Origin of the sequence: Bacillus sp. EB01, assembly GCF_000613125.1 — a bacterium.
Taxonomy (GTDB): Bacteria; Bacillota; Bacilli; order Bacillales; family Cytobacillaceae; genus Bacillus_D.
In genome coordinates, this window is sequence record NZ_HG964497.1 from 4,976,173 (window position 1) to 5,001,433 (window position 25,261).

Consider the following 25,261-nt stretch of genomic DNA (forward strand, 5'->3'; position numbering starts at 1 on the left):
AGGGAGGGGAACTTATGGAACGCATAGACAAAACGTTAAGACGGCTTGCATCAAGTGAAAGCTTTATGAAGCGGTATGAACAGATGAAAGAACAGGTTGTTACAGACCCTGATGTAAGAGCATTTCTTGAGAAAAACAAGCTCGATATCACGGATGGAATGGTTGAAAGAAGCCTTGTCAAGCTCTATGAATACACAAGCCAAAGTAAGCAATGCAGGGATTGTGAAAGCCTTGAGTCGTGCAGGAATATTATCCAGGGCTATCATCCTGATCTTGTCCTTTCGCGTAATTCAATAGATGTTCAATATGATAGGTGCCCTCGCAAAGTGATGGATGATGAGAAAAGGAAGAATGAAAAGCTGATCCGCAGCCTTCATGTTCCAAGGGAAATCCTCCAAGCATCATTTGCGAGCCTGGATATTGGCGGTTCACCGGGACGTCTTGATGCAGCAGAAAAGGCTGCCATGTTTGCGATGAACTACATCGATGGGAATAATCCAAAAGGCTTGTATTTGTATGGCAAATTTGGTGTCGGCAAATCCTACCTTCTTGGAGCGCTAGCGAACGAATTGGCCAAGAAGCAAATTTCTTCAATGATTGTTTATGTGCCTGAATTATTGCGCGAAATGAAAAGCGCGATTGGTGATAACACCTTGAACGAGAAGATCGAGGCTTTAAAAAAGGAACCTATCCTTATGCTCGACGATATCGGGGCAGAGGCGATGTCGAGCTGGACAAGGGATGAAGTGCTAGGGCCAATCCTTCAATTCAGGATGCTCGAGAAGCTTCCCACCTTCTTCACGTCAAACTTTAATCTGGATCAGTTAGAGCATCATTTAACATATAGCCAGCGCGGAGAAGAAGAAAAAATGAAAGCCCGCAGGATTATGGAACGGATCAAGTATTTGAGCGAGCCGGTTATGCTTGATGGCCCTAACCGAAGAGCTTAATAGACCCAACAAATGTTGAAGCTGCCGGCCTGCGGTGGCTTCTTTTGTATTTAGTATGTCTGCGGAAAGCTTGTTATCAGTGAGTTTTCTTTCGTTGTTCTTCTAATCAAGGACAGCCCCCCATATATATAACAATAGAATTCTTAGGAATAGGGGGGATTTGGTTGGCGGAGATCAACTTCCGGAGCAATTTGGATGCAAAATGCTTTCAGCAGCTTTTGCAAAAACATATACAAAAACACAAAGTCTATATAGAGATGCAGCAGCATGAAGAGCGGCAACACACAAAACTATTAATACATTCCCCTTTGGGGGAGTATCTTCATACATTAAAAGATGCGTTTTATGAATTTATTATGATTGTAAAATTGGACGAATGGTTCAGGGACATTGTAAGGGATACCTATTTTTTTCGGGATCAGGCAGAAGAGCAGCATATTACCGATATTATGTACTCCATCCTTGATGGGGAAAGACAAGATCTGACTGTATTTATTGAACAACCGTTTCCAGGTGAACAAGTAAGGAAATCGATTGACGAAATTATCGGTGCGGAAGCACTGCTTTCTTTTGATTCGATTACGAAGTTCAGGCTCAGGCCAGTTTTTGAGTATTTGCGTGAACTAGCTGCTGTGGCCATTGATGAATACAAAATGGAACAGGAATATCAGGTTTTTATTGAATCACTGAGAGCATTTTTGGCTGGCCGACCCCCGAAAATAGATGAAATCCATTTGCTCGCAAAAGATGGAGTCACCTTCTATGATGTGAATATGCAGGAAGTAAAAAAAGCTGAGCTTGCAAAAATGATTGACAGGAAGCTGCTGATCAATCATCCAATATATGTGGATTCTGTAGCAATAGCTCCACTGCTTTCGCTTGCCCCCAAGAAAATAGTCCTTTATACTGAGGACCAGGATGAGCCGCTAGTCCGGACGCTGGCGAATATATTTGAGGAAAGAGTCTTACTGCTAGGCATTAAGGAGTTTCCATTGAGGAGAAGCAATTAAATTTGGGCTTTTTAATAACGAAAGCTCAGACTGCTTGATTTTTCAAAGATGAATCATTATAATAACGTACATAGCAATTAAACTTAGCAAAAGTAATGATAAGGACATGGGTATTTCTATATGGTTTCCAGAGAGGGAGGGCTCGGTGCAAACCTCCTAACACGTAAGAAATACTTACCACCTTTAAACTCCAGCCGTGAAAAGTCCTTTACGGATTAGTAATTGCTGGCGGCCGCAGCCGTTATCTGTCCAAAGTCATACTCCTGCCCACAGGGTTTTTAAGGATATGAAAAATTGGGTGGAACCACGTGTGTAACAGCTCGTCCCTTTTCCAGGGACGGGCTTTTTTTATTTGGAGGAAAGGGGCGGAGCTTCGAATTTTTCGAATGATACATTTCACGTATTATGAGATATGTACAAGAAAGATAGGTAGCTTAGCTCCGCTCCACCACCTTATTTAAAACTATTGCCGGCTAAAAAGTATACATTCGGCAGAAAGGGAGGAAAAGTTATGTCAGTGCTAAAAGTTACGTTTCCTGATGGAGCAGTTAAGGAGTTTCCACAAGGTACGACAACTGAAGATATTGCACAATCCATTAGCCCGGGCCTTAGGAAGAAGGCAATTGCCGGTAAAGTAAACGGGCAAATGTATGACCTGAGGAGGCCTATTGAAGGGGATTCTTCAGTAGAAATCATCACACAGGATTCTTCTGAAGCACTGGAGGTTCTCCGCCATAGTACAGCACACTTGATGGCCCAGGCAATCAAGAGGCTTTATCCTGAAGTGAAATTAGGAATCGGACCGGTTATCGAAGGCGGTTTCTATTATGATATCGATCTTGACAAGTCCCTCACTCCGGAAGATCTTCCGGCCATTGAAAAAGAAATGGCTAAAATCATCAATGAAAATCTGGATATTGAACGCAAGGAAGTTAGCAGGGCTGAAGCAGAGAAGATTTATAAAGAGATTGATGATGAATATAAGCTTGAACTTCTTGAGGCGATTCCTGCTGACGAAAAAGTAACAATCTATTATCAGGGAGAATTCTTTGATCTTTGCCGCGGCGTTCATGTCCCTTCAACTGGCAAGCTGAAGGAATTTAAGCTTTTAAGTATCGCCGGAGCATACTGGCGGGGCAATAGCGACAATAAAATGCTTCAGCGCATCTACGGGACTGCCTTCTTCAAGAAGGAAGACCTGAAAGAGCACCTTCGTCTGCTGGAAGAAGCAAAAGAACGCGACCACAGAAAAATAGGCAAGGAGCTAGATTTGTTTACTACTTCTCAAAAAGTAGGCCAGGGGCTTCCAATCTGGCTGCCAAAAGGTGCGACAATCCGCCGGATCATTGAACGCTATATCGTTGATAAAGAAACTCGGCTTGGTTATAACCATGTTTATACTCCGGTTATGGGAAGCGTGGATCTGTATAAAACTTCCGGGCACTGGGACCATTACCAGGAGGATATGTTCCCTGTAATGGAAATGGACAATGAACAATTGGTTCTTCGCCCGATGAACTGCCCGCACCATATGATGGTCTATAAGAACTCGATGCACAGCTACCGTGAGCTTCCGATAAGGATTGCTGAACTTGGCCTTCAGCACCGGTATGAAATGTCTGGAGCGCTATCCGGCTTGCAGCGCGTACGTGGGATGACTCTGAATGATGCTCATATCTTTGTAAGACCTGACCAAATCAAGGAAGAGTTTAAACGGGTTGTAAATCTTATCCTAGGTGTTTATAAGGATTTTGATTTGAAGGATTACTCCTTCAGATTATCTTACCGGGATCCTGAAAATACCGAGAAATATTTCGATGACGACGACATGTGGGAAAAAGCACAGTCAATGCTCAAGGAAACAATGGATGATCTTGGCCTGGAGTATTTTGAGGCTGAAGGGGAGGCTGCTTTTTACGGGCCTAAGCTTGACGTTCAGGTTAGGACAGCCCTTGGCAAAGATGAAACATTGTCAACTGTCCAGCTTGATTTCTTGCTGCCTGAGCGCTTTGACCTTACTTATGTCGGTGAAGATGGAAAGCCGCATCGCCCGGTTGTTATTCACCGCGGCGTTGTATCCACAATGGAACGTTTTGTCGCATTCCTGATTGAGGAATACAAGGGTGCATTCCCGGCATGGCTCGCACCGGTCCAAGTACAGGTAATTCCAGTTTCACCGGTTGCGCATAGTGAATATGCCCGCAAGGTACAGGAGCAGCTTCAGGAAGCTGGGTTCCGTGTCGAACTTGACAGCCGTGATGAAAAAATCGGCTATAAAATCCGTGAAGCGCAAATGCAAAAAACTCCTTATATGCTTGTTGTCGGGGACAAAGAAGTAGAAGAGGAAGGCGTTAATGTCCGCAAATACGGAGAGCAGAAGTCAGAAACTATGTCTTTTGACGATTTCCTTTCTCAGTTAAAGAATGAAGTAAACAGAAACTAATCGGGGAGTATCCTGTTTAGTTATAAAGATGATAAAAGAAAGATGGCTGCCGGTTTTTCCCTGCAGCCATCTTATTTTAAAAGGTGAGTCTAAAACCTGTCTTTGCGTCTTTTATCAATATCCGTGTCGCCTTCAGATTCAATATGAGCCTCTTCACGCTTAACGTTCTCAACCACTTGTTCTGTAGACTGGACTTCTTTTTTGCCAATAACAAGTTCTTCATTGACAACAGGTTTTTTCGTAACCTCGACTTTTTCCTCGACGATAGGAACGCGAATCGTTTCGTTATCACCGATAGGACCAGCATCTAGATTAGCCTCATTGCCATCAACCGGGCGCCGGTCAACATACACCTCTTCATTTGTTACAGGAACATTGATTGTCTTTTGTTCTTCGACGACATCTTTACGAATTTCAACCTCACCCGTTTGGACGCGGTCTTTGTGGACATCAAGCTGCTCTTCCCGCAGTCTCAATGTACGCTCATCATCCGTCTCGAGTGTGCCAGATGTGGTTGAAGCAATATTTGTTCCACTCTGTTTCAGACTGCTATCAAAAGCTCCTCCGGTTTCCTCGAACAGGATTATCCGGCCCGATTCAAGATCACCTGCATATTCCCTTGCCTCAGCTTCACTAAGTCCATAGCCTACTAACCGATCATAATAGGTAGATTCGCCGTTATCTGTCCCGCCATCAAATGCAGAGGCAAGACTTTCGAAGAACCCCTTATCCTTATGTGTATCGGTATCGTCCTGAACGATCTGGGCCTCGGATACACCTGTTAAATTGCCAAGATGGGACATAGATCCATCCGTTTTTCCATACACCGAAAGATTAGTAAGGTTGTTTCCGTCATTTTGATATCGTTCAACAGCTTCAATTAATTCCTCTTCTGTGTGATAAACACCAACTACACGCTTACCCATTTGAATCTACCTCCTAGTAACCATTCATCGCCGCCATTTAGGGGCGTATGAGTCTATTCCCGCCATCAGGAATAGAAAAACAAGCGATAGTTGGAAGGTTGTCCATATTTTGGGAAACAATTTTAGAAAGAAAAAAATAATTTCATGTTGAATTAAGTTTTGTGGTCTGATACAATACAGTATGTTGCCAAGAAAACTACAGCATGTTTGACACAGGGTTTGGCATGTGATATAGTTACTAAGGTGAAAAAAGAATACGAATTGTTGGGAAGAAGAAGCACCCGCTTCTCACCTGGCTGACGCACTTGGCTGTTGGCAGGTTTTACGTTATGGTTTGATTCAAACCTTATTTATGTACGTAAGTGTGGGTGTATGCATCCGCACTTTTTTTATTGAAAAAAAAACCTGTCCGGCACGCCGGCGGCAGCGTATTCGTTTATTAAACCCTGGAGGTGTCTAACTATTAGCAAAGACCAAATGTTGTTGAACGAAGGCATTCGTGCTCGCGAAGTTCGCCTAATTGACCAAAACGGCGAGCAGCTGGGAATTAAATCGAAATTTGAAGCGCTTGAAATCGCAGGCCGCGTAAATCTTGACTTGGTGCTTGTCGCACCTAACGCCAAGCCACCTGTGGCCAGGATTATGGATTATGGCAAATTCAAGTTCGAACAGCAAAAGAAAGAAAAAGAAGCTCGAAAGAACCAAAAGATCATTACGACTAAAGAGGTTCGTCTGAGCCCATCAATTGATGAGCATGACTTTAACACCAAGCTTCGCAATGCAATCAAGTTTCTTGAAAAGGGCGATAAGGTTAAAGCATCGATCCGCTTCAAGGGCCGTGCGATTACACATAAGGAAATCGGCCAGCGTGTACTGGACCGTTTTGCCCAAGAGTGCAAGGAAGTTGCTACGATTGAATCCCATCCTAAAATGGATGGCCGGAGCATGTTCCTGGTCTTAGCACCTAAAATCGAAAAGTAACAAGGAGGACATCCCAATGCCAAAAATGAAAACTCACCGTGGAACTGCTAAGCGTTTCAAAAAGACCGGTTCTGGTAAACTGAAACGTTCCCACGCTTATACTAGCCACTTGTTCGCGAACAAGTCTACAAAAGCAAAGCGTAAGCTTCGCAAATCTGCAATTGTTTCCAAAGGCGATTTCAGACGTATTCGTCAAATGCTTGACAATCTCAAGTAATCTCGAACGATGATTCACATATAGGAGGGAAATTACATGCCACGTGTAAAAGGCGGTACTGTAACGCGCAAGCGTCGTAAAAGAGTTCTTAAATTAGCTAAAGGTTATTTCGGTTCTAAACATACATTATATAAAGTTGCTAACCAGCAGGTTATGAAGTCCCTGCAATATGCTTACCGTGACCGTCGCCAGAAAAAGCGCGACTTCCGTAAGCTTTGGATCACTCGTATCAATGCAGCTGCACGCATCAACGGCCTTTCTTATAGCCGCCTGATGCATGGCCTAAAGCTTGCTGGCGTCGAAGTGAACCGCAAGATGCTTGCTGAGCTTGCAGTAAGCGATGCTCAAGCATTTGCACAACTTGCTGATGTTGCTAAAGCACAATACAACAAGTAAATCTTAATGATATAAAGCCATTTCCATAACTGGGAATGGCTTTTTCTTCATAAGTTAGGGGGAAATTCAATGGGGAAGGTGTTTTTTACATATTTGCTTGTTGTAAATGTCATATCCTTCGCGCTGATGGGAATTGATAAAAAAAGGGCAAGAAACGGGCAATACAGGATATCTGAACAAAGTCTGTGGCTTTCAGCATTAGCTGGAGGTGCATTTGGAGCAACGATAGGAATGAATTACTTCCGCCATAAAACAAAGCATGCGCTATTTAAATACGGTTTCCCTTTACTTGCGACTCTTGAAATCGTGGCCATTCTTTATTTATCAATGAAATTTTTATAAACAAAATATGGTTTCTATGTACCTATACAGAGACATGGATGAAGAAAACGGGCACATAGTGCGTGTTGGAGGAGATTCAAACATGGATTATACGTTAAAAGTGAAATTAGTACATAAGGATGCGAAATTGCCATTTAGGGCAAATGCTGGAGATGCTGGGCTCGACTTGTATTCAGTGGAAGAAAAGATAATCAGGCCTGGAGAAGCTGAATTAATTCGTACAGGCATCATTTTGGAACTTCCAGAGGGCACGGAAGCACAGGTGAGGCCGAGGAGCGGTTTGGCTCTAAAGAATGCCGTGACGGTACTAAATAGTCCCGGGACGATTGACGAAGGCTACCGGGGAGAAATACAAATTATTTTAATCAATCATGGAAAAGAAGAATTCCTGGTAGAAAAGCAAATGAGGATTGCACAGATTATCATTGCACCAGTCGCAAAGGTGGAAGTACAGGAAGTTACTGAAGTTTCCGAATCCAAGAGAGGTATGAATGGATTCGGGTCCTCAGGAATAAAATAAAAGTAATTTTTACATTGCTTAATTGCTTGTTTAATCACATGAATAAGAGATAAGCCCTATTTCTGTAGGGAAGGAATCAAAATTCACTGCGAGCAGAGCTCTTAAGTTAGGTATTGACAAGAAAAATATAACGGTCCTTGAGGATGAAGATGTATTAGTTGATTTATTAACACAATTAACAGACTCGAACACAAATGTATTAATCAAAAAATCAATGCGAAATTCATTTGGTAGTATTGAGAAGCTAACTTCGGGCTAAGCTTCATTCAATTTAAAAGGACCCTTTATCCGGGTCCTATAAAAATCCTAAAAGGCTTTAAATGAAAGCCTTTTAGCATTTGGGCTCAATCGGAGGTAAACATTGATTTACTAATTCAGCGGGGAGGCCTATTATTCCACATATACAGTCCAGCTGGAAAGTGAAACTGTCATTTGTTTCTACCAGAGAGAATAAATCTTCGCAAAGGTCTGATGGGCAGCCTTCAATATCAATCGGAATAAGTGGTGATAGTTCTATGCAACCTGTTTTTTTCTCAACCCTCATTATCTTAAATACAGGAGTAAGCACACAATCATAGTAGGAATGGCTTGCCGGAAACTTAAAGAGATTCCCCTTTTTTATATATACACCACAAGGTGTTTTTACCTCCTTCATTCTTTCTAGAAGTTCGCCAAAGCATGTATTTCGTTTATTATTCAATTTATCCATGATTTCACCTCGCTTAACCCTTATAGGGAGCCAATTCAAATTTAACCTTTTTTGAAGCCGATATCGCAAGGCTTCTGGCCTCTTCTTTTGTTTTCCCTTTTGCAATCACATACCCATACCTATGACCCATGGATAGTGGAGGGGAGAGAATTTGCCCTTGTTCTGCTTTTATAAAAATATCAATGATGCCCCGTGCCTTTTGGGCTTCCTCCAATCCAGTCATTTTTACTAATTTACCTACTTGATTGACTGTAAATAAATGAGCATGGACAAATTGTTTCCATTGCGATTCAATAACCGGCTTTTTTCCCAAGTAAAGATTTATTATTTGCTCGGTATAGTTAAACCCGTAAGCGTATTCGATTAATTTATTTATCGGCCCTCCGGAAATACGGGGATTGATTTCTATGAGTTTCCAGGTTCCATTTACATTTCGAAGTTCCAGATGGCAATTCCCATTTTCAAATTTAAGTTCCTTAAGGATTGAGCAAGTAACTTCCACTATGCCATCGACTGCTTCTGTATCCATAACAGGTGAAATACTGTAACCTGTTACGATAAATTTAAATTGTTTTGTAATTTCCTGTTCAATAATAGCTGCAATTTGAATTTCCCCGTTGTAAACAATTGCTTCTACAATATATTGAGTCCCCTCAAGATACTCTTCAATAAGCAAATCCTCATTTGGTTTTTTTCTTTTTAAAAATTTTATTCTGTTTTTTAAATGACTTTCTGAATGAATGAAATACACGTCCCTTGAGCCGGAGGATGAGGGCGATTTGAGAACGATGGGATAATTTTCTTTAAGTTGAAGGTACAAATTATTCAACGATGTATAATCATGGATGATTTGGTAATTGGGTGAAGATTGGAGGTGCGATAAATGGGATCTAAAGAAAATCTTGTTCTCCATTATTCTTAATGCTTCATGATCTATGTTTCCCCCGCAAAAAAAAAGATTCATTTTTGCGGCTAGTGAAACGAAAGGATCCACAAAGCTAATAATGAGTAATACATCTTTATCTCTTTTTATTTCGGTGATTGTTTTTTTGATGTTTTCTTCGTTTAGATCCGCTATAAAATGTACTGCGTTTATTTCCGGAATCCGTTCTTCGTGATAACGTTTCTTTGCTGTAATTAAATGAACATCGTATCCGAGTTTTCCAGCAGTGATCATTCCTTCCATACTGGAGCCATATCGATTTGTCTCGATAAAAACAACAGATTTCAAAATTTAAGCCCTTCTCTCAAATACCTTGATTTTATGTATTTATATTCAATACCGATATGCTTGGAAACTATCTTGACTTAAATTTATTAAAGTTTTTTATGCTGACTGGAAACCTAATAAAATGAAAAGAGAAGCAGACCGCTTAAAGTCAGCTTGCAAAACAAAGCATAATTCGGTTATTGGAAAAATGTGGTTTAGCGGTGTGCCTTCAACAGTAAACTGTACTTTTTTGTTCTCCACAAGTCTTAATTTATCGTTAAATCTGTGCAAGCCACCATCCCCGCATGCATCTGATCCTAAATTCATTAACGCTCTTAATCGTGTACAGATCTTTAAAGGAACTTTTAACTAACGCTTGTAGATCGTAACTTGTATGTACACAAATGGGAAAAGGATAATTGTTCTGCTACTCGAGTAAAATGCCGGACTTGTACATCTATTTTGAATTAATTGATCGATGCCAATCCATTCAAAATTTACCCCATAACCTATTTTTTCATCTTCCATCATTCTTACTTCTATCTTACTTCTAATTGGTAATTTGCAAGAAATCTATGCCTTACGGTTATAAAGCATGGGGCCAAACCTCATGCTTTATAGGTGTGTTTATAAAATCATGAAAAGCCCGGACCAAAACATGCCTCTGACATAATATGTATTGTTACTTGTAAGGGCCCGTTTTAAAAAAGGCTTATTCCGAATGGGGTTGGATTGTGTAATGATAATCAGCCTTTCAAGGATTAACATGAAAGGAAATGGGCGATGAAAAAGACTACTCAGCTGAAAACAATGCTTCACAGGCTACGGAAACTTTAACAATGCTAGAAGACTCGTTAAAAAGCTGCAAATAATCGATGTGGCGGGATGGAATCCCTCGATAATTCAGCCTTCTTTTTTATATAAACTTTAAAAAGAATGGACTTTTTCAGTCGATGATAGTTCAGTGGAGGACCGCAAGAAGAGCAGGGGAATGGCCAGAAGTCATCCGCAGAGGAAATTTAGTTTGCCAGAGTGCTTGAATATCTTATTGAAAAGGCTCGTTCGTCCTATAAAGCGGTTTCGAATAAGTCGCTGAATTTACAGTTAGAGGTGATAATTTTGAAGAAAAAAGTTCTTGTCATAGTTTCTCACCCGGATGATGAAATATTGGGGTGTGGTGGTACGATCAAGAAATTGGTAAACAGTGGATACGAAGTCGTTACCATTATTACTGCAAAGGGCCGCAAAGAAGAAGAGCATCGTATTGAAAAGTGTATAGAACAGGCTAACAAGATTCTTGGTGTAAAGGAGTTTCATTTTCTTAAACTTCCTAATTTGAGGATGCATACAATCCCCCTCCATCAAATTACGAAAGAAATTGAAAAGTTACTTGACATCTACAATCCTGAGATGATTCTCACTCATCATTATGGAGATTTAAATAAAGATCATCAGGTCACTTACCAGGCAGTATTAACGGCTGCACGGCCGCTTCCTGGTAAAACGATGGTTGAACTTCTTTGTTTCGAGACCGTCTCTTCGAGTGAATGGACGGAGCAAACGAATGATCGAACATTTAAGCCTAATTATTTCGTTAATATTTCGGATACCTTGCAGGATAAACTTCTCGCGCTGAAGGAGTATGATGTGGAAATGCGCCCTTATCCTCATCCGCGCTCTTATGAAGGTGTTAAGTCTTTAGCATCGGTAAGAGGGATGACAGTGGGTTTGGAACATGCAGAAGCGTTTGAGGTTATAAGAAGAATATGGAAGTAAGGGCAAATAAAATTGTCTAGAAATCAAAAGAGAGGCGAAAAACTTGGAGAAAATGATTATCACTGCTGCTGTTACTGGCGGCGTTACAACAAGAAGAGATAACCCATACCTTCCCATAACACCTGATGAAATCGCAAATGACGTTTATGAATGCTGGAAAGCAGGTGCTTCGATTGCCCATATTCATGCCCGTGAAAACGATGGTACTCCAAGCCAGCGTGTCGACCTGTATCAAGAGATAGTGGAGAAAATTAGGGAACGGTGCGATGTTATTATCAATTTAACTACTACAGGATGGGGACAAAAAGGGGTTGAAGCAGACAGATGGAATCACCTTGTCTGTAAGCCAGAAATGGCGACTTTCACACCGGGGTCCATGAACCGCAAAGACAGTGTCATGATTAATTCTCCTGCATTTGTTCGCAGGCTTGCAGAAAAGATAAATGAATACAAAATAAAACCAGAAATAGAGATTTTTGATTTTGGAATGATTGACCAAGCTTTAAAGCTGGCTAAATCAGGACTATTGCAAGAGCCTTTGCACTTTCAGTTTGTGCTGGGGGTTCCAGGAGGTATTCCAGCCAATGCCAAGAACCTTCTTCATTTAACAGAGAGCATTCCATCAAATAGTACCTGGTCAATTGCAGCTGTGGGCAAGGGGCAGTTACCCATGAATTTATTAGGTATTATTCAAGGGGGGCATATTAGAACCGGGCTGGAAGATAACGTTTATTTCAAATACGGTGAGCTGGCAAGGAATAATGTTCAGCTAGTAGAAAGGTTGGCACAATATGCGGCTGACCTAAACAGAGAGATTGCCACACCAAAAGAAGCCAGGAAGATTCTCGGAGTTGGGGAGGATTTTTAGATGGAGATGAAGCTTAAACTAGGCACTTTATTAGATTTTTTAAGGGAAAACAAATTGCTCACCCAACCGGCCAAAGGGGAAATTAACAAAGACTTGGTCATCACAGGTTTTTCTTCAATATATGATTCAAAAGCAAACACTTTATCAAGAATGGAAGCTCAGACTTTTGAGTGGTCGACTATAAAAAGTGCAGCAGTCATTTGCTCCGTTAAAGCTGTTGTTCCTGAACATGCAGGAATCGTTTTTATTCCTGTTGAAAATCCGAGGGATGCGTTTGCTGTCGTGGTGAATGAATTTTTTCCCAAACCGACACTTACAGGCATTTCCGATACAGCGGTAATTAGCCAGAATAATGTTCAAATAGGCAGAAATGTATATATTGGTCATGGTGTCATAATAGGGGACAACGTATGTATCGATGAAGGAACAAGGATTTTTCACAATGTGGTTATCGGCAATAATGTATCTATTGGTTCAAATTGCATCATCCACAGCGGAGCTGTGATAGGGGCAGATGGGTTTGGTTATCAAAAGAACTTACAAGGAGAATATGTGAAATTTCCCCATCTTGGAGGAGTTAAATTAGGTGACTATGTTGAAGTAGGAAGTAATACAGTAATAGCAAGAGGCAAGTTATCCGATACAGTCATAAAAAAGAATGTTAAGATTGGCAACTTAAATCACATATCTCATGATGTGGTCATTAATGAACATGGAATGATTACCCATCAAACACATCTGGGGGGGAATACAACCATTATGCAAAACAGCTGGATCGCTCCTGGAGTAATTTTAAAACAAGGGATTACGATAGGAGAAGGTTCACTTGCCGGAATGGGATCAGTAGTTATTAGAGATGTAAATGCTTTCGATACGGTGGCCGGGATACCAGCTAAACCGATAAACAAAAAGGGTAGCAAATAGTATTTTTGAGGGAGGTGAACATATGGATGTTAGTATAATCATGCCATCTTTTAACCGATATTCTCATTTACTCCTAAGTTTATATGCGTTGGAGAAACAGACCTTTGACCTGACTAAAATGGAAGTGATTTTAATTGATGATGCATCTACGGATCATACCCCCCTTCTTAAAGATTATCAGCCCCCTTATAAATTTAAATATATTCGTAACAGTGATAATTTGGGCCTAGCAGCTGCCCGAAATAAAGGAATCAAGGAGGCTAAAGGAGAGATTATTATTATTTTGGATTCAGAAATGGTCGCCGATCCAGAATATGTAAAAAATAACTATCGGCACCATCTCAATGAGGAAAATACAGTTGTCATTGGAGGTGGAGTAGGTGTAAAAATGTATTCTTACCTTTTCCCTGAGCTTAATTCTGCGCAAATAAAAGAACTAAAAGTTCTCGCCAAAAAAAGCAAAAAGGTAAGGGCACGATTAAAACAGGTGATGAAAGGCGAAAAACTTCGGCCGTTTACGCGTAAAATAAACGCTCCAATTCCTCTTCTTGGTAAAAAGGATATTACAGATTTCCGAAGTTTAGCACCGTATACTGTACAAAAAAAACTAACGAAAAATATATTGAAAGGACTGGGAAATCGTTTGGAAACCAGTCCAATAGCGTGGATGGCTTGCCTCGGTAATATTTCCTTGAGGAGAGATTTCATCATAAAAACAGGAGGATATGACCCAAAATTTACCCAGTGGGGAGAAGAAGATAGGGAGTTTGCTTACCGGCTATATAAAGCTGGAGCAAAATTTAAAGTAGACCCAAAATTGAAACGATATCACCAAGAACATGCCGTACCTCGAAATAAAAAAAAGAAACAGTTGAAAAATTTCTTGTATTTTCAACAAAAACATCGAACGCTAGATGTTTGTATAAGATCTCTTAAATTTATCAAGAAATTTGATTACGTATTTGCGGAAAAGGTTCTAGAGGAATATATATTACTTATGGGTAAGTTTCCTGGAAGGTATACTGATTTTCAGGATTCTATTATTCTTATGCTCCTAGAAATCACAAAATTAAAAGCACAAAAAAAAGCAATTAAGAATCTTTTGGCGAAGACAGGTATTGAAGCAGGCAGTGAAAGGAAGGAACGAATCATGCAGCAAAGAAGTGAAATTGAATCCTTTAAGAGTTATAGACATTTAATCGCATTATTCGACTTGCTTGTGGACCGATAAAATTTTTGTGTAAAACGGTTTTAAGAAAACTGTTGAAAGGGGTCATTATATGGATGTTAGCATTATTATTCCGTCCTTTAACCGTTACCCTTTAAATTTGTTTTGTCTGTTCTCTTTAGAGAATCAAACGTATGATTTGTCTAAGATGGAAGTCATATTAATAGATGACTCCTCTACCGATGATACCCCGCTCCTTAAGCAGTTCTCTCCACGTTATAAGTTTAAATACATTCGCAATGAGTCGAATTTAGGTCTCGCCGCTACCAGGAATAAAGGACTCCGGATAGCCAAGGGTAAAGTTGTTATCTTTTTGGATGCGGAGATGATTGTTGATGCTAAATATGTTGAAAATCATTTAAAGCATCATCAATCAAAGGATCATGCAGTAGTAATCGGCGGGAGGAAACGACATAAACTTTATTCATGTCTCTTTCCAGATTTTAATTCAAAACAAACAAAAGATCTTTCCAGGTTACTTAAAAAAAAGCTCACCAGAAGATGGTTTTCGAAGCTGCTCGGGAAAAAAATCCATTCAAAAAATATTGGTCGATATGTTAAACGAATCAAATCTCCAAGCATCCTTTTAAAAAAGGAAGACATCAGAAACTTTTCGCAATTAGAGATGCTGTCCATTACAAAAAAGCATACCAATAATGTTTTGGAACAATTAGGAGATCATTTTGATTTTAGTCATATAAATTGGCTGGCTTGTGTTGGTAACCTTTCTGTAAAAAAAGACACAATTGACAGGATTGGTGGTTATGATGAAGATTATAAGGGTTGGGGAACAGAAGACCATGATTTGGCTTTCCGATTAAAAAAAGCTGGTGTTACGTTTGTTGTAGAACCGGAATTAATTCGCTACCACCAGGAGCACCCCATAGTGGCAGGCTACTCAAAGCAAGGAAAAAAGAACCGGGTACTTTTTCAAAAAAAGCATCCCGTTCTGGATGTTTGCATCAGATCCTTAAAATCTATTCAAAAAGAAGACTACACATTCATGAATTTCATCATGAATGAACATTATTCCCTAAAAAGGAAGTTCCCTGGAATGTATGAAGAATTTAACCAATGTATTGTTGAGTTATTGCAAGTAGCAGCAATCTTGGATTCCCAGGGCAAGCAGGTCATAAACTTAATGCAAAGTGTGGGTATCCAGGAAGACCGAAAAAGAAAAGCCCGAATTATTAATCAAAGAAATGAAATTGATTCGTACAAACAATATCCGCATTTAATTAAACTATTTGATTTGTTGATTAATAGATGAACATACCCCAGCCCAAAAGAAACAAATAAAATGGGTAAGTTTGATTTTCTCAATTCCTATCCTTTGAGTTTAGGAGTGAATGTTTTTGAAAATGTCAAAGAATCAAAAACCTAAGCATGACCTTCCTGCAGTTGTTTTAGATTTAAGCATAAATGGTCTGGGAATCATCCGCAGTTTAAAACAAAAAGGCATTAAGGTTTTTGCATATGATGTCTTATCAAAATATAAAAAAGGAAGAACTCTCCACGCCATATGTGGACCTTGTCCACACCCAATATATGAAGAAGATAAACTGTTAGACCATTTAATTAAAACAGGGGAAAATTTGAAATACAAAGCTGTCCTATTCGCAGGGTCCGATGATTATGTTTTATTTATTTCCAAGTTCAGAGATCAGTTAGCTGAATACTTTTTATTCATTATGCCAGATCATTCCTTAATCCAATCTGTATTAGATAAAAGACAAACTTATAATCTAGCTCTCAAGCATAACATTCCGACCCCTAAAACTTTTTTTATAGAAAATCCAGACCAATTGGAAAATATTATGGATGGTCTTGTTTTTCCATGTATATTAAAACCTGTATTCTCAGCCGATTACCGTAAGCGGTTGAATAAAAAGGCAATTATTATTGAAAGCGCAGCTCAGTTAAAAACCTTGTACCCGTTTTATGCACAATTCGGCGAATTAATGATACAGGAATTCATCCCCGGTGACGATCATTGTGTTTACGAAATAGCAACTCTTTTTAATAAACAAATGGATTTAATCGGTTTGTTCTCTAGCCAAAAACTTCAACAATATCCACCCATATTTGGATCAGGCGTCCTTGTTAAAAGCGAAAAGAATGAAGAACTCGTCAATTTGGGAGTATCATTCTTTAAAACACTTAATTTTGTTGGTTTGGCGCATGCAGAATATAAAGTGGATCCACGGGATGGCACTCTTAAATTTATCGAAATAAATGCCCGGACGACAGTATCCAACAGTTTGTCATTTGCATCAGGAATCGATTTTTCCTATCTATATTACCTAATGGCAACCGGCCAAAATCCTCCAAAAGAATTAAATCAAAAGGAGGGGATAAAATGGGTCCACTTTCCGCGATATTTGTTAGGCTTTTTGGAGAAACGTAAAAAGGGCGGTATGAGCTTTGGTAAATGGATAAACTCTTTTACCGGAGTAAAATCGTTTGCATCATTTCGTTTTGATGATCCAATGCCATTTATACGCGGAGTAATTTCTGATTTCAAATATGCATGGAAAAGCAGGAAGTGACAAGGGGTCTGGCATAACTTGAATTTAGAAGTGCCATCCAAGCCGGATGTAATAGAAAAAGGGCTGTTCAAAGATTTGAACAGCCCTTTTTCTATTATGGAGACAATGACTAACTACTATTCCTTATCTTCTTTACTAAATCCAATTCCCATTGGCTTTGTAATTTTTGGAATATAGTTTTTCACTTTTCCAATTACTTTACTCCTTTTTATAAGTGCTTTATTTGATCTTGAGAATGTATGGGAATTGCTATCTGAGCGTCTTAGATAGACGTAATTGTATCTGCTGGTTGTATGGATTCTAACATTATTCTCCTTGCATCTTTTTACAAATTTGCTGTCGGTACCTGAACCCTTCCTTGATGGAAATTTCAAATTCGGGTAGAGCTCCTTTTTAAAAATAAGTGTGCCTCCTTTTAGCGAGCTTTTCCCCGGTTTATTTTCACTTCCTAATTGGCGGATTGTTAGAAGTTTTTTTTCCTCAAAGTACATGAAAGACTTTCCCTTTCCTACCAATTGTGCGTCCGTTGTATCAAAAATCTCCATCGCCTCTGTTAGATAATAGGGTGAGTAATAATCATCATCATCAATCTTTGCAACATGATCAAATTTAGCTTTTTCAATGCCGAAATTCAAGCATTCACCCAGCGTTTTTTCTTCCCGAAGCTGGTATACCGACACATTCGGATAGTTTTGTGCCCGTTCCTTCCATTTATTAAGCTCCATATTGTCATTATTTAATATAATGATTAATTCTTTATCAGCCCATAGTTGTCTATCAAAGTTTTCAAATATATTATCCATCATAATATCCCGTATTGTGCAGGCAATTAGCGATACCAATATTTCAGACCTCCCATAAAGTTTTCTTCTTATTATATGAATACAAGTCCTGCCAAGTGATTTGATTTACAGAAAATGGACTTCATTCATAATAGAAGGGCCATAACTGGAAAATCAAACGGATGTCCAATTAAACAGAGGATAAACACCTAAGCAAGATATCCAGCAAGTGAATACACTAAAACAACAATGAAAAGTTCCTTCATTGGCGGCTAAGGTAACGAGAGAGTGAAACTTATTATTATAGAGGAAGTGAGCTTCCATTTGACTTCCATTTCGAATGCTCAACTAGAGTTACTGGCAATAACCGTTATTAAACAGCGAATATGAAAAGTATTTAATGAGCCTGGCTGCTATGAAGTAAGGGACCTCATGAAGGAGAGATAAAATGATCCCATCGTACGATTTTAAGTTAAAGCCTAAAAGTAATATGGTTATTTGTTGTTTAGCAACAGGTACAGACCATGTTGCTTCAATGGAAATAATGAAACCAACGGTTGAATATTACGGCCAACTTCATAACATTGACACTTTGTTTTTTAAAGAACTCCTTCTTCCAAAACAAAAGGCTAAAAAACATAAAGTATTCCTTTTATACAATCTATTAAAATACTATGAAATTGTAATGTGGATGGATGCCGATACTATAATCGTGGATCCATCGGAGGATATACGGAAAGAATTATCATCCAATCATGTCGTTTATATGACGAGTTATTTCGGAAGAGATCCTCTATTTCCTAATAGCGGTGTTATCGTCGTTAAACGGGATCCTGCAGCGCTGGAGATTTTAGAGCATATTTGGAAGTTTAAAAAGAAGCGTCGCAAGGGCTGGTGGGATCAACAAGCGTTTTTAAACCTTCTGGGCTATAAAAACAGAAATGTTAAAATACTTGGCTATGAAGGACCAACAAAATACACCTCGAAAATTGGATTCCTGCATCTTAAGTGGAATAGCAGACCTAATCGAAAAGATGTTGCCCCAAAACCCAATATCATGCATCACTGTGGTCTTCGATGGGAGACGAGATTAAAAAGAATGAAAAAGAGCTACCGGCAATTTTTGAGGAATATCCAAAAGAATTAAACGTTTTGAGTTTTTAAGAGGGATATCCCCGCGTTAACCCTTATTATTGCTTGATAAACATTCCCATTTTGAATCTGTACTTATTCTGGAAAGGATGGTGATACAGTGCATAATACAAAAAAAACAAAAAAAGACAAAAGTAAGAAGGGTTCCTCGCGAAGCCCAAAGCCCTTATCTAATAAGAAGAAAAATCCAGCTATGCTACAGCACGACCACAAGGAAGCCGCAAGGTTAAAGGAGGAATATAAGGATAAAGGTTTGGATAGTGTTGCGGACACCTTTGTTCTTTATAGGATAATTGGAAACGATATATATCCAAGACAAAAAGAAGGGCAAACGTTTGATAACTTAAAATTTTTGCTTGAAAATGAGCCTAACCTTGAAGATTGTGAGAAACGGTGGGTTGTTAACCGGATTATTGATCGAGAGGAAGAAGAAACAATAGTAAAACTCTTGCAGGAGTATAATCAACAATTTATTCATCTGCCATTTTTTTTAGACGAATATAAAAAAATTGGCTGGGATACTAATGGCTTTAAAAAACCTGGATTTCTTGCAACAAAAGAATTTGAAGGTCTGAAGTCTGAACAAAAAAACAATGCTATTGCAGCAGCCTATAGGCTTAAAATCAATTATGTAATGAACGTGAATGGTGCCCGGAATATCGCACTGCGTGATGGTAAAATGCGTGCAAAGTGGGTGCTGCCTTGGGATGGCAATTGTTTTATCACTTCTTCCGCCTGGAGGGAAATTCGTAAAGGTATAAGAAAGTCACCATACCTGAAATACTTTGCAGTCCCGATGGCTAGAGTATTAGACAACTCTCAGCTTGTCTCAGAAAATTTCACTCCCAGCCCGGTTGAAGAACCGCAAATAATCTTTAGAAGTGATTCAAAAGAAGAATTCAATGAGAATTTTCCATATGGCCGGCGGGACAAAGTGGAATTGTTCTGGAGGTTGGGTATTCCAGGTAAATGGGACAAGTGGAAGGACGACCCATGGGACCAGGTTCGAAGTCCAAAATCACCTGAAGCAGGGCAATTTGGATTTGCAGGATGGGCAGCAAGAATGTTTTCTGGGAATAAAGTGCTGGACAAGGATACAAAACAGAGTTTTAAGCAAAGAAATCTTGCCCGAACAGAGGCCATCATTAACACCATTCGCGCGATAGACAGAGATAAGATAGCAAAACGAAAGAGCGGTCGAGAGTTATTATTTTATCAGATGGACATACTCGAGAAGGAGAAGAGTATGTTTCTTGATGGTGCAGAAATGCCTTTGATTACCAGACTTTTAGATGATGCTGAAGAGGCATTAACAAGGGAGCCGTATTCAGTAACTGATAAAAAATCCCTTCCCCCTAGCGGTATAATAAACGATTATTGGCACCCTGCACCCTACTGGTGGCCAAATAAAAAGAAAAAAGATGGCCTGCCTTATGTTAGGCGGGACGGGAGGAGAGTTCCAGGTACAAGGCTGTATGAGCCTGAAAGTGATAAATATGACCGAACCCGTCTGCAACGGGTATTTGATGACTCTATCACACTTGCCCTAGCCTGGTTTTTTACTGGCGAAAAGAAATATGCGGAACATGGCTCACGAATTCTCTATCGATTCTTTGTTAATCCCGCTACCAAAATGAATCCTCATTTAAAATATGCTCAGGTTAGAAGGGGCAGAAATAACAATCAGGGGACCACCAAAGGGATTATTGAAATGAAGGATATCTACTTTTATTTGGATGCTGTCCGCCTTTTTTGCAAGGCGAATACAATCCCTGAGGAACACCTTATACGTTTTAAAGATTGGCTGTCAAGTTATCTTGATTGGCTTATCCATTCCCCTCAAGGGAAAGGGGAACGCCTATCGGATAATAACCATGGAACCTATTATGATCTGCAGGTTGCTGCTATTGCAGACTTCCTTGATGATAACCCGGTCTTATATGAAGCTATTGTAAGAGCTCAATCCAGAATTGAAACACAATTTGCGCCAGACGGTGCACAGCCTAAAGAGCTGGTTCGGACCCAGCCCGCCCACTACTGTTGTTTTAATCTGCAAGGCTGGATCTATATGACCGAAATTGCCGGAAGATGGGGCACGGACTTATGGGCTTATCAATCCCGCAAAGGGTCCAGCCTAATAAAAGCCGTCCAGTGGCTCTTGACGCATACGGGTAAAAAGTGGCCAAATAAACGGAGTGATGACTTCGATGAAGAACGCTATCTTCCCATTTGGTTTTCTGCACCTCGGGAATCCAAATTAAAGCTAAATAAAACTCTTTTTCCTCATTCGAAATACTCTGTGAAAACACGATTTTTCCCGCATGACGGTGTGCGCCCTTACTGGAACATTGGGAAAGCAGAGGTTAAGAGAAATGATAATTTTGTTAACAAACATCCGAGCTTTGTTTTTGGAATTCCTCTTAGGGCTAAAGCAGTGTCCAAGGACTGGAAAAAAGTTTGTGAGAATCTAGAAACCACGTTATATTCTCTTTCCAGGCAAAAAAATAAAAATTTTGTTATTTATCTTGCAGCTCATGAATATCCGCCAGTTAATTATTTTGGCCTTGATGTACGAGTGCTCCTGGCCGGTTTTCCAGTTCCAAACAACGTAAAGGAAATTGGCCGAGATAAAGGGAGAAAAAAACAAATGATTGGAACAGCATTGAGGCAAGCAACGTATGAATCCCTTTATTATATGCATTTAGACGCAGATGATATTTTGGATCCATCATTGGTTGAAACTGTTCTGAAGGATGATAATAAAAGGGGATATCTTATCACAAAAGGTTATATATATGATGTCACAAATAAATTAATCGCCCGGTGTAATTCGTTTTGGCGCAAAAGTGGTTCATGTGCAATTATGTACTTCAAAAAAAATGAATTTCTTTTACATCCTAAAGACAGGAATAGTTATTTTTCAAAATTTGAACGCCATAAGAATTATAAAAATGTCGCCGAAGAATACGGCAGAAAGCTTGAGCACTTGACAGGCCGGATGGCAGTGTACATGGTTAATCATGGGGAAAATACAAGGAAATATAGAGGTAAAGGGAAACGTCAACAAGACTACGTTAAGAAAAATCTGATAAAAAATAAGAGAAGAATTCAAAAAATCAGGAAACGTTTTCCGGAACTTTTTTAAAAAGAGATCTTATATAACCCTCTGGAAAATCTGTGAATCACAGATTACCTGACTTTTATGCTAGAAATCTAAAAGGGAACACGGCCAAACCGGTTCCCTTTTACTTGTGTGCCAGAAACTTGGCGGTGAAAGTTCACTATAGGCTTTGGGATATGCGAACCATTAGCCAAAGGCAAGGGTGTCCGTGGCGACGCGGAATCTGAAGGAAGCCCTAGGCAAATAACTGGAATTACACCCGGAAAAGACAAAGATTGTCTATTGCAAAGATAAGGATAGAGTTTATACAGTTACGGAATAAAACATTTCGCCTCAAATTATGGTATCCTCACTAATTTCCTTGATGTGTTTGGTTCCATGTGTACATACACCCCAATAAAGAAATTGAATAAGGTAATTAGGAACTCCTTTTAAGAAAATCGGGGGATGAAAAAATGGATACCATTATTTTTATCGGAAGCAATAAGTCCGGAACGAGCAGAGAAGCTATTAAAACAGCAGAACAGATGGGTTTTTTTACGGTCCTTTTTACAGACAGGGAAAAATTTATCGAACAAAGAGAAGAATTCCCAGATGTGCACCAGATGGTTTACCTTGAAGATTTGCAAAACAGGGAAAGCCTTAAAGGGCAGCTTGGCTTGTTGAAGAGACAAGGGAAAAATATCAAAGCCTGCCTAAGTTTGGTGGATCCCTTTGTGTATACTGCCACACTCCTGTCAATTGAATTGGGTCTTATGCACCCCTCACCCGCAGCGATATACAAAATGGAGGAGAAAACCAGGGTTAGGAAAGCACTGCAAGACCTGGACATGAATCCATTTTTTATAGTCATTCCATCTGAGGAACCAGCCGAAAAAGTGGTAGAACGATTTGAACATTCTCTTCCGCTCATTGTTAAATATCCCCAGTCAAATGGGTCAAAGGATGTCATTTTAGCTGAAACAGAGAGAGAGCTTGAACAAGGAATTCAATTATTAAGGAAACAGTTTCCTGAACAGGCTATTTTAATTGAAGAATATTTAAATGGCCCTCAATTCTTAATCGAAGTTCTTGTATGGGAAGGAAAAGTTCTAATAGTTGGTGTTATTGAACAGTTCATCTCCAAAAATGATCGGTTTATTGTAACAGGCTATCACTATCCGGCTTCACTTAGTGAAACACAACACGAGAAGCTGGAGTCTGTCGTAAAGAAAGTGCTTTCGACCCTGGATATGACCATGGGTTCGTGCCATTTGGAAATGAGATGGGTAAACGGGGAGTGGAAGCTAATTGAAATCAATCCAAGGGTATCGGGCGGTGCCATGAATCAAATCCTGCACGAAGGCACCGGTATCAATCTGGTACAAGAGATTATCAAAATACACCTTGGACAGGAGCCTGACCTGACACAGAGTAAACACAAACATGTATTTGCCCAATTCATTACTGTAGCAGCACGGGGGATGCTTTTGAGGGTTACGGGGAAGAATCGGGCCTTATCCCTTGAGGGCGTTAAAGAAGTTTATGTAAAACCCCGAAAAGGAGCTATTTTAACTCCTCCCTATTCATTAGGAGAACGATATGCTTATGTGATTGCTTCCGCAGAGAGTTTTCCTGAAGCAAAGAAGATTGCTGAAATGGCAGCAAAGGAAATTAAATTTTTCATGGAACCCCTATAAAGGAGGGATTTATGTGACATTAATCGGTATGCTTCACTACAGGAAAAAGCCTAACCATGAAAAAAAGGCATATGCCTGCGCAGCAGCTGCAAAAATGGAAGGAATTCCTTTTGTTTACTTTTCTTATCGGGGAGTTAACCTTGAATCTCGGAAAATAGAAGGCTGGGTTTACAGCAAAGGCAAATGGGAGCAGCGAACAATGAACCTCCCTCAAGTAGTTATTAATATCAGCAGGCCGAGGACAGTTTGGCAAAAGAACATATACAGGAAATTAAAAAAAATGATTCCATTCACCAGTCAACCTGTACCCAACAAAATGAAGGTGTACCGGGCAGTCCAGAAAAAGGGCGATTTCGCACGTTTTCTAATTCCTACATTCCCTTTAAAGAAAACGGAGCGATTATTTGAGCTTTTGGACCAGGGACAGAGAATTGTCATCAAGCCATTTTCGGGAAACAAGGGCAAAGAAATTTTATTTGTGAAGGAAATAAATGAGGGTGAATTTAACATTATAGACGGAACTGAAGAGAAGGTACTTGATTCATCCCAGTTCCATTTATTAATTGAAGAGCTAAAGAAAGAACAAAAATATTTGTTCCAGCCATTTATTGAATGTAAAACCCGCAGTGGCCTGACATATGACTTTCGGCTTCATGTTCAGAAAAATGGGCTGGGTGAGTGGGAAATAAATCTTATTTATCCGAGGATCAGCGGAAGTGGAAAACTGATTAGTAATATCAGCGGCGGAGGGTATCGCGGAGAATTGGATTCATTCCTAAAGGATCAATTTGGTGACGAATATTTCAATATCAAGAGGCTGCTTGAACAGTTCGCGCATACCTTTTCCAGCCATCTGGAGGAGGTTTTTATACGCAGGTTTGACGAACTCGGTATTGATGTGGGGATTGATTCGCAGCATAAACTCTGGGTTTTTGAGGTCAATTGGAGGCCGGGTTCGCAGCACAGGGAATTTGAGGTGGCGAAAAGGACAGTGAAATACGCGGAGTACCTGGCGAATCAGCATTAATTATTTTAATTACAGAAAATCACCAACTCCCAACCTGCACATAAAATAAGAGTACACGGACAGTCGAATCGATACCTAGATAAAGGGTCTTCCTTCGCAAAACTGTCATTACTACGACCGTACAACATATAAGAACCTACGAAGCTGCTTGGTGACCTAGTAAAGTTGGAGAAAACTTTACTATTTATTAAAATATACATTACTTGCATTTGTGGAATCCAGTTCCTGGATACAGATATTTTGAAGAGCAAATAATTTGCGAGCCAAAATGGTAGAGAAAGCATCCAGTTCGCTGGATGCTTTTTTATTTACAGGCGGAGGTGTAACCTAGAGCGGTGATTAATCGTGGGCTGTCCCAAAACTTCCAGATGCACTATTAGCACTTAAAACACAAGTAGCACCAGTGTTGCCAGGAGCAACACTCTACAATTCTCCCAACCACCCAGGACGT

At 39.7% G+C, this 25,261-nt stretch carries 22 protein-coding genes, 1 pseudogene and 2 other annotated features; of the genes and pseudogenes, 18 read left to right on the top strand and 5 right to left on the bottom strand.

Annotated features, from left to right (window positions below; genetic code table 11):
- Positions 1-14: 14 nt before the first annotated feature.
- From dnaI to thrS, 3 genes are all read left to right on the top strand, one after another.
- Positions 15-950, top strand: a complete 936-nt coding sequence (dnaI, locus tag TY16_RS23510) for a primosomal protein DnaI (RefSeq protein ID WP_043934143.1) — start codon at positions 15-17, stop codon at positions 948-950.
- A gap of 164 nt (positions 951-1,114) precedes the next feature.
- A complete protein-coding gene (locus TY16_RS23515; protein ID WP_043934144.1) occupies positions 1,115-1,960 on the top strand; it encodes a putative sporulation protein YtxC in 846 nt (281 codons plus the stop codon).
- An 86-nt stretch (positions 1,961-2,046) separates the two neighbouring features.
- Positions 2,047-2,291, top strand: a binding site (T-box leader).
- Positions 2,292-2,471: 180 nt separating this feature from the next.
- Positions 2,472-4,403 carry a threonine--tRNA ligase gene (gene thrS / locus TY16_RS23520; RefSeq protein WP_043934145.1) on the top strand — a complete coding sequence of 644 codons (1,932 nt, stop codon included), beginning with the start codon at positions 2,472-2,474 and terminating at the stop codon, positions 4,401-4,403.
- Between the two features lie 89 nt (positions 4,404-4,492).
- On the opposite strand, the gene TY16_RS23525 is transcribed toward thrS, so the two are convergent.
- Positions 4,493-5,329, bottom strand: a complete 837-nt coding sequence (locus TY16_RS23525; RefSeq protein ID WP_043934146.1) for a YsnF/AvaK domain-containing protein — start codon at positions 5,327-5,329, stop codon at positions 4,493-4,495.
- Between the two features lie 263 nt (positions 5,330-5,592).
- Positions 5,593-5,725 (top strand) — a sequence feature (ribosomal protein L20 leader region).
- An 81-nt stretch (positions 5,726-5,806) separates the two neighbouring features.
- Between TY16_RS23525 and infC the strand changes: the two genes are divergently transcribed.
- The 5 genes from infC (at position 5,807) to dut (ending at position 7,785) form a co-directional block, all read left to right on the top strand.
- Complete coding sequence (gene infC / locus TY16_RS23530; RefSeq protein ID WP_043934147.1) at positions 5,807-6,310, top strand: translation initiation factor IF-3; 504 nt, start codon at positions 5,807-5,809, stop codon at positions 6,308-6,310.
- A 16-nt stretch (positions 6,311-6,326) separates the two neighbouring features.
- On the top strand, positions 6,327-6,527 hold the full coding sequence (gene rpmI, locus TY16_RS23535) for a 50S ribosomal protein L35 (protein ID WP_043934148.1): 201 nt from the start codon (positions 6,327-6,329) through the stop codon (positions 6,525-6,527).
- A 36-nt stretch (positions 6,528-6,563) separates the two neighbouring features.
- Entirely contained in the window at positions 6,564-6,923 is a 360-nt protein-coding gene (rplT, locus tag TY16_RS23540; RefSeq protein WP_043934149.1) for a 50S ribosomal protein L20, read from the top strand.
- Between the two features lie 69 nt (positions 6,924-6,992).
- Positions 6,993-7,265, top strand: coding sequence for a DUF1294 domain-containing protein (locus TY16_RS23545; RefSeq protein WP_043934150.1), 273 nt, complete (start codon positions 6,993-6,995; stop codon positions 7,263-7,265).
- Between the two features lie 82 nt (positions 7,266-7,347).
- Positions 7,348-7,785, top strand: coding sequence for a dUTP diphosphatase (gene dut, locus TY16_RS23550; RefSeq protein WP_043934151.1), 438 nt, complete (start codon positions 7,348-7,350; stop codon positions 7,783-7,785).
- Positions 7,786-8,116: 331 nt separating this feature from the next.
- Here the strand turns inward: dut and TY16_RS23555 are convergent, their stop codons facing one another.
- From TY16_RS23555 to TY16_RS27355, 3 genes and pseudogenes are all read right to left on the bottom strand, one after another.
- Complete coding sequence (locus TY16_RS23555; protein ID WP_043934152.1) at positions 8,117-8,494, bottom strand: CotY/CotZ family spore coat protein; 378 nt, start codon at positions 8,492-8,494, stop codon at positions 8,117-8,119.
- A 13-nt stretch (positions 8,495-8,507) separates the two neighbouring features.
- Positions 8,508-9,725, bottom strand: coding sequence for an ATP-grasp domain-containing protein (locus tag TY16_RS23560; RefSeq protein ID WP_043934153.1), 1,218 nt, complete (start codon positions 9,723-9,725; stop codon positions 8,508-8,510).
- 307 nt (positions 9,726-10,032) lie between these two features.
- Positions 10,033-10,110: pseudogene (locus tag TY16_RS27355) on the bottom strand (3-hexulose-6-phosphate synthase); the annotation flags it as partial.
- Positions 10,111-10,823: 713 nt separating this feature from the next.
- Here TY16_RS27355 and TY16_RS23565 point away from each other — a divergent pair.
- The 6 genes from TY16_RS23565 to TY16_RS23590 all read left to right on the top strand — a co-directional run bounded on the left by TY16_RS23565 (position 10,824) and on the right by TY16_RS23590 (position 17,049).
- Positions 10,824-11,480, top strand: a complete 657-nt coding sequence (locus tag TY16_RS23565) for a PIG-L deacetylase family protein (protein WP_043934154.1) — start codon at positions 10,824-10,826, stop codon at positions 11,478-11,480.
- Between the two features lie 52 nt (positions 11,481-11,532).
- Positions 11,533-12,348, top strand: coding sequence for a 3-keto-5-aminohexanoate cleavage protein (locus TY16_RS23570; RefSeq protein WP_231505727.1), 816 nt, complete (start codon positions 11,533-11,535; stop codon positions 12,346-12,348).
- Positions 12,349-13,272 carry a UDP-3-O-(3-hydroxymyristoyl)glucosamine N-acyltransferase gene (locus TY16_RS25455; RefSeq protein ID WP_052342843.1) on the top strand — a complete coding sequence of 308 codons (924 nt, stop codon included), beginning with the start codon at positions 12,349-12,351 and terminating at the stop codon, positions 13,270-13,272.
- A 22-nt stretch (positions 13,273-13,294) separates the two neighbouring features.
- Positions 13,295-14,503 carry a glycosyltransferase family 2 protein gene (locus TY16_RS23580; protein ID WP_043934156.1) on the top strand — a complete coding sequence of 403 codons (1,209 nt, stop codon included), beginning with the start codon at positions 13,295-13,297 and terminating at the stop codon, positions 14,501-14,503.
- A 49-nt stretch (positions 14,504-14,552) separates the two neighbouring features.
- Positions 14,553-15,770 carry a glycosyltransferase family 2 protein gene (locus TY16_RS23585; RefSeq protein WP_043934157.1) on the top strand — a complete coding sequence of 406 codons (1,218 nt, stop codon included), beginning with the start codon at positions 14,553-14,555 and terminating at the stop codon, positions 15,768-15,770.
- 91 nt (positions 15,771-15,861) lie between these two features.
- Positions 15,862-17,049 carry a carboxylate--amine ligase gene (locus TY16_RS23590; protein WP_043934944.1) on the top strand — a complete coding sequence of 396 codons (1,188 nt, stop codon included), beginning with the start codon at positions 15,862-15,864 and terminating at the stop codon, positions 17,047-17,049.
- Positions 17,050-17,165: 116 nt separating this feature from the next.
- Here TY16_RS23590 and TY16_RS23595 read toward each other — a convergent pair whose 3' ends face one another.
- The gene (locus TY16_RS23595; RefSeq protein WP_043934158.1) at positions 17,166-17,891 is read right to left on the bottom strand and encodes a glycosyltransferase; all 726 of its coding nucleotides are present in this window, start codon (positions 17,889-17,891) and stop codon (positions 17,166-17,168) included.
- A gap of 388 nt (positions 17,892-18,279) precedes the next feature.
- Here TY16_RS23595 and TY16_RS23600 point away from each other — a divergent pair, with 388 nt between their 5' ends.
- The 4 genes from TY16_RS23600 to TY16_RS23615 all read left to right on the top strand — a co-directional run bounded on the left by TY16_RS23600 (position 18,280) and on the right by TY16_RS23615 (position 24,810).
- Positions 18,280-18,978 carry a putative nucleotide-diphospho-sugar transferase gene (locus TY16_RS23600; protein WP_052342844.1) on the top strand — a complete coding sequence of 233 codons (699 nt, stop codon included), beginning with the start codon at positions 18,280-18,282 and terminating at the stop codon, positions 18,976-18,978.
- A gap of 105 nt (positions 18,979-19,083) precedes the next feature.
- Positions 19,084-22,128 carry an alginate lyase family protein gene (locus tag TY16_RS23605; protein ID WP_052342845.1) on the top strand — a complete coding sequence of 1,015 codons (3,045 nt, stop codon included), beginning with the start codon at positions 19,084-19,086 and terminating at the stop codon, positions 22,126-22,128.
- 431 nt (positions 22,129-22,559) lie between these two features.
- Entirely contained in the window at positions 22,560-23,783 is a 1,224-nt protein-coding gene (locus TY16_RS23610) for an ATP-grasp domain-containing protein (protein WP_043934159.1), read from the top strand.
- A 13-nt stretch (positions 23,784-23,796) separates the two neighbouring features.
- On the top strand, positions 23,797-24,810 hold the full coding sequence (locus tag TY16_RS23615) for a YheC/YheD family protein (RefSeq protein WP_052342846.1): 1,014 nt from the start codon (positions 23,797-23,799) through the stop codon (positions 24,808-24,810).
- The last annotated feature ends 451 nt before the right edge of the window (positions 24,811-25,261 follow it).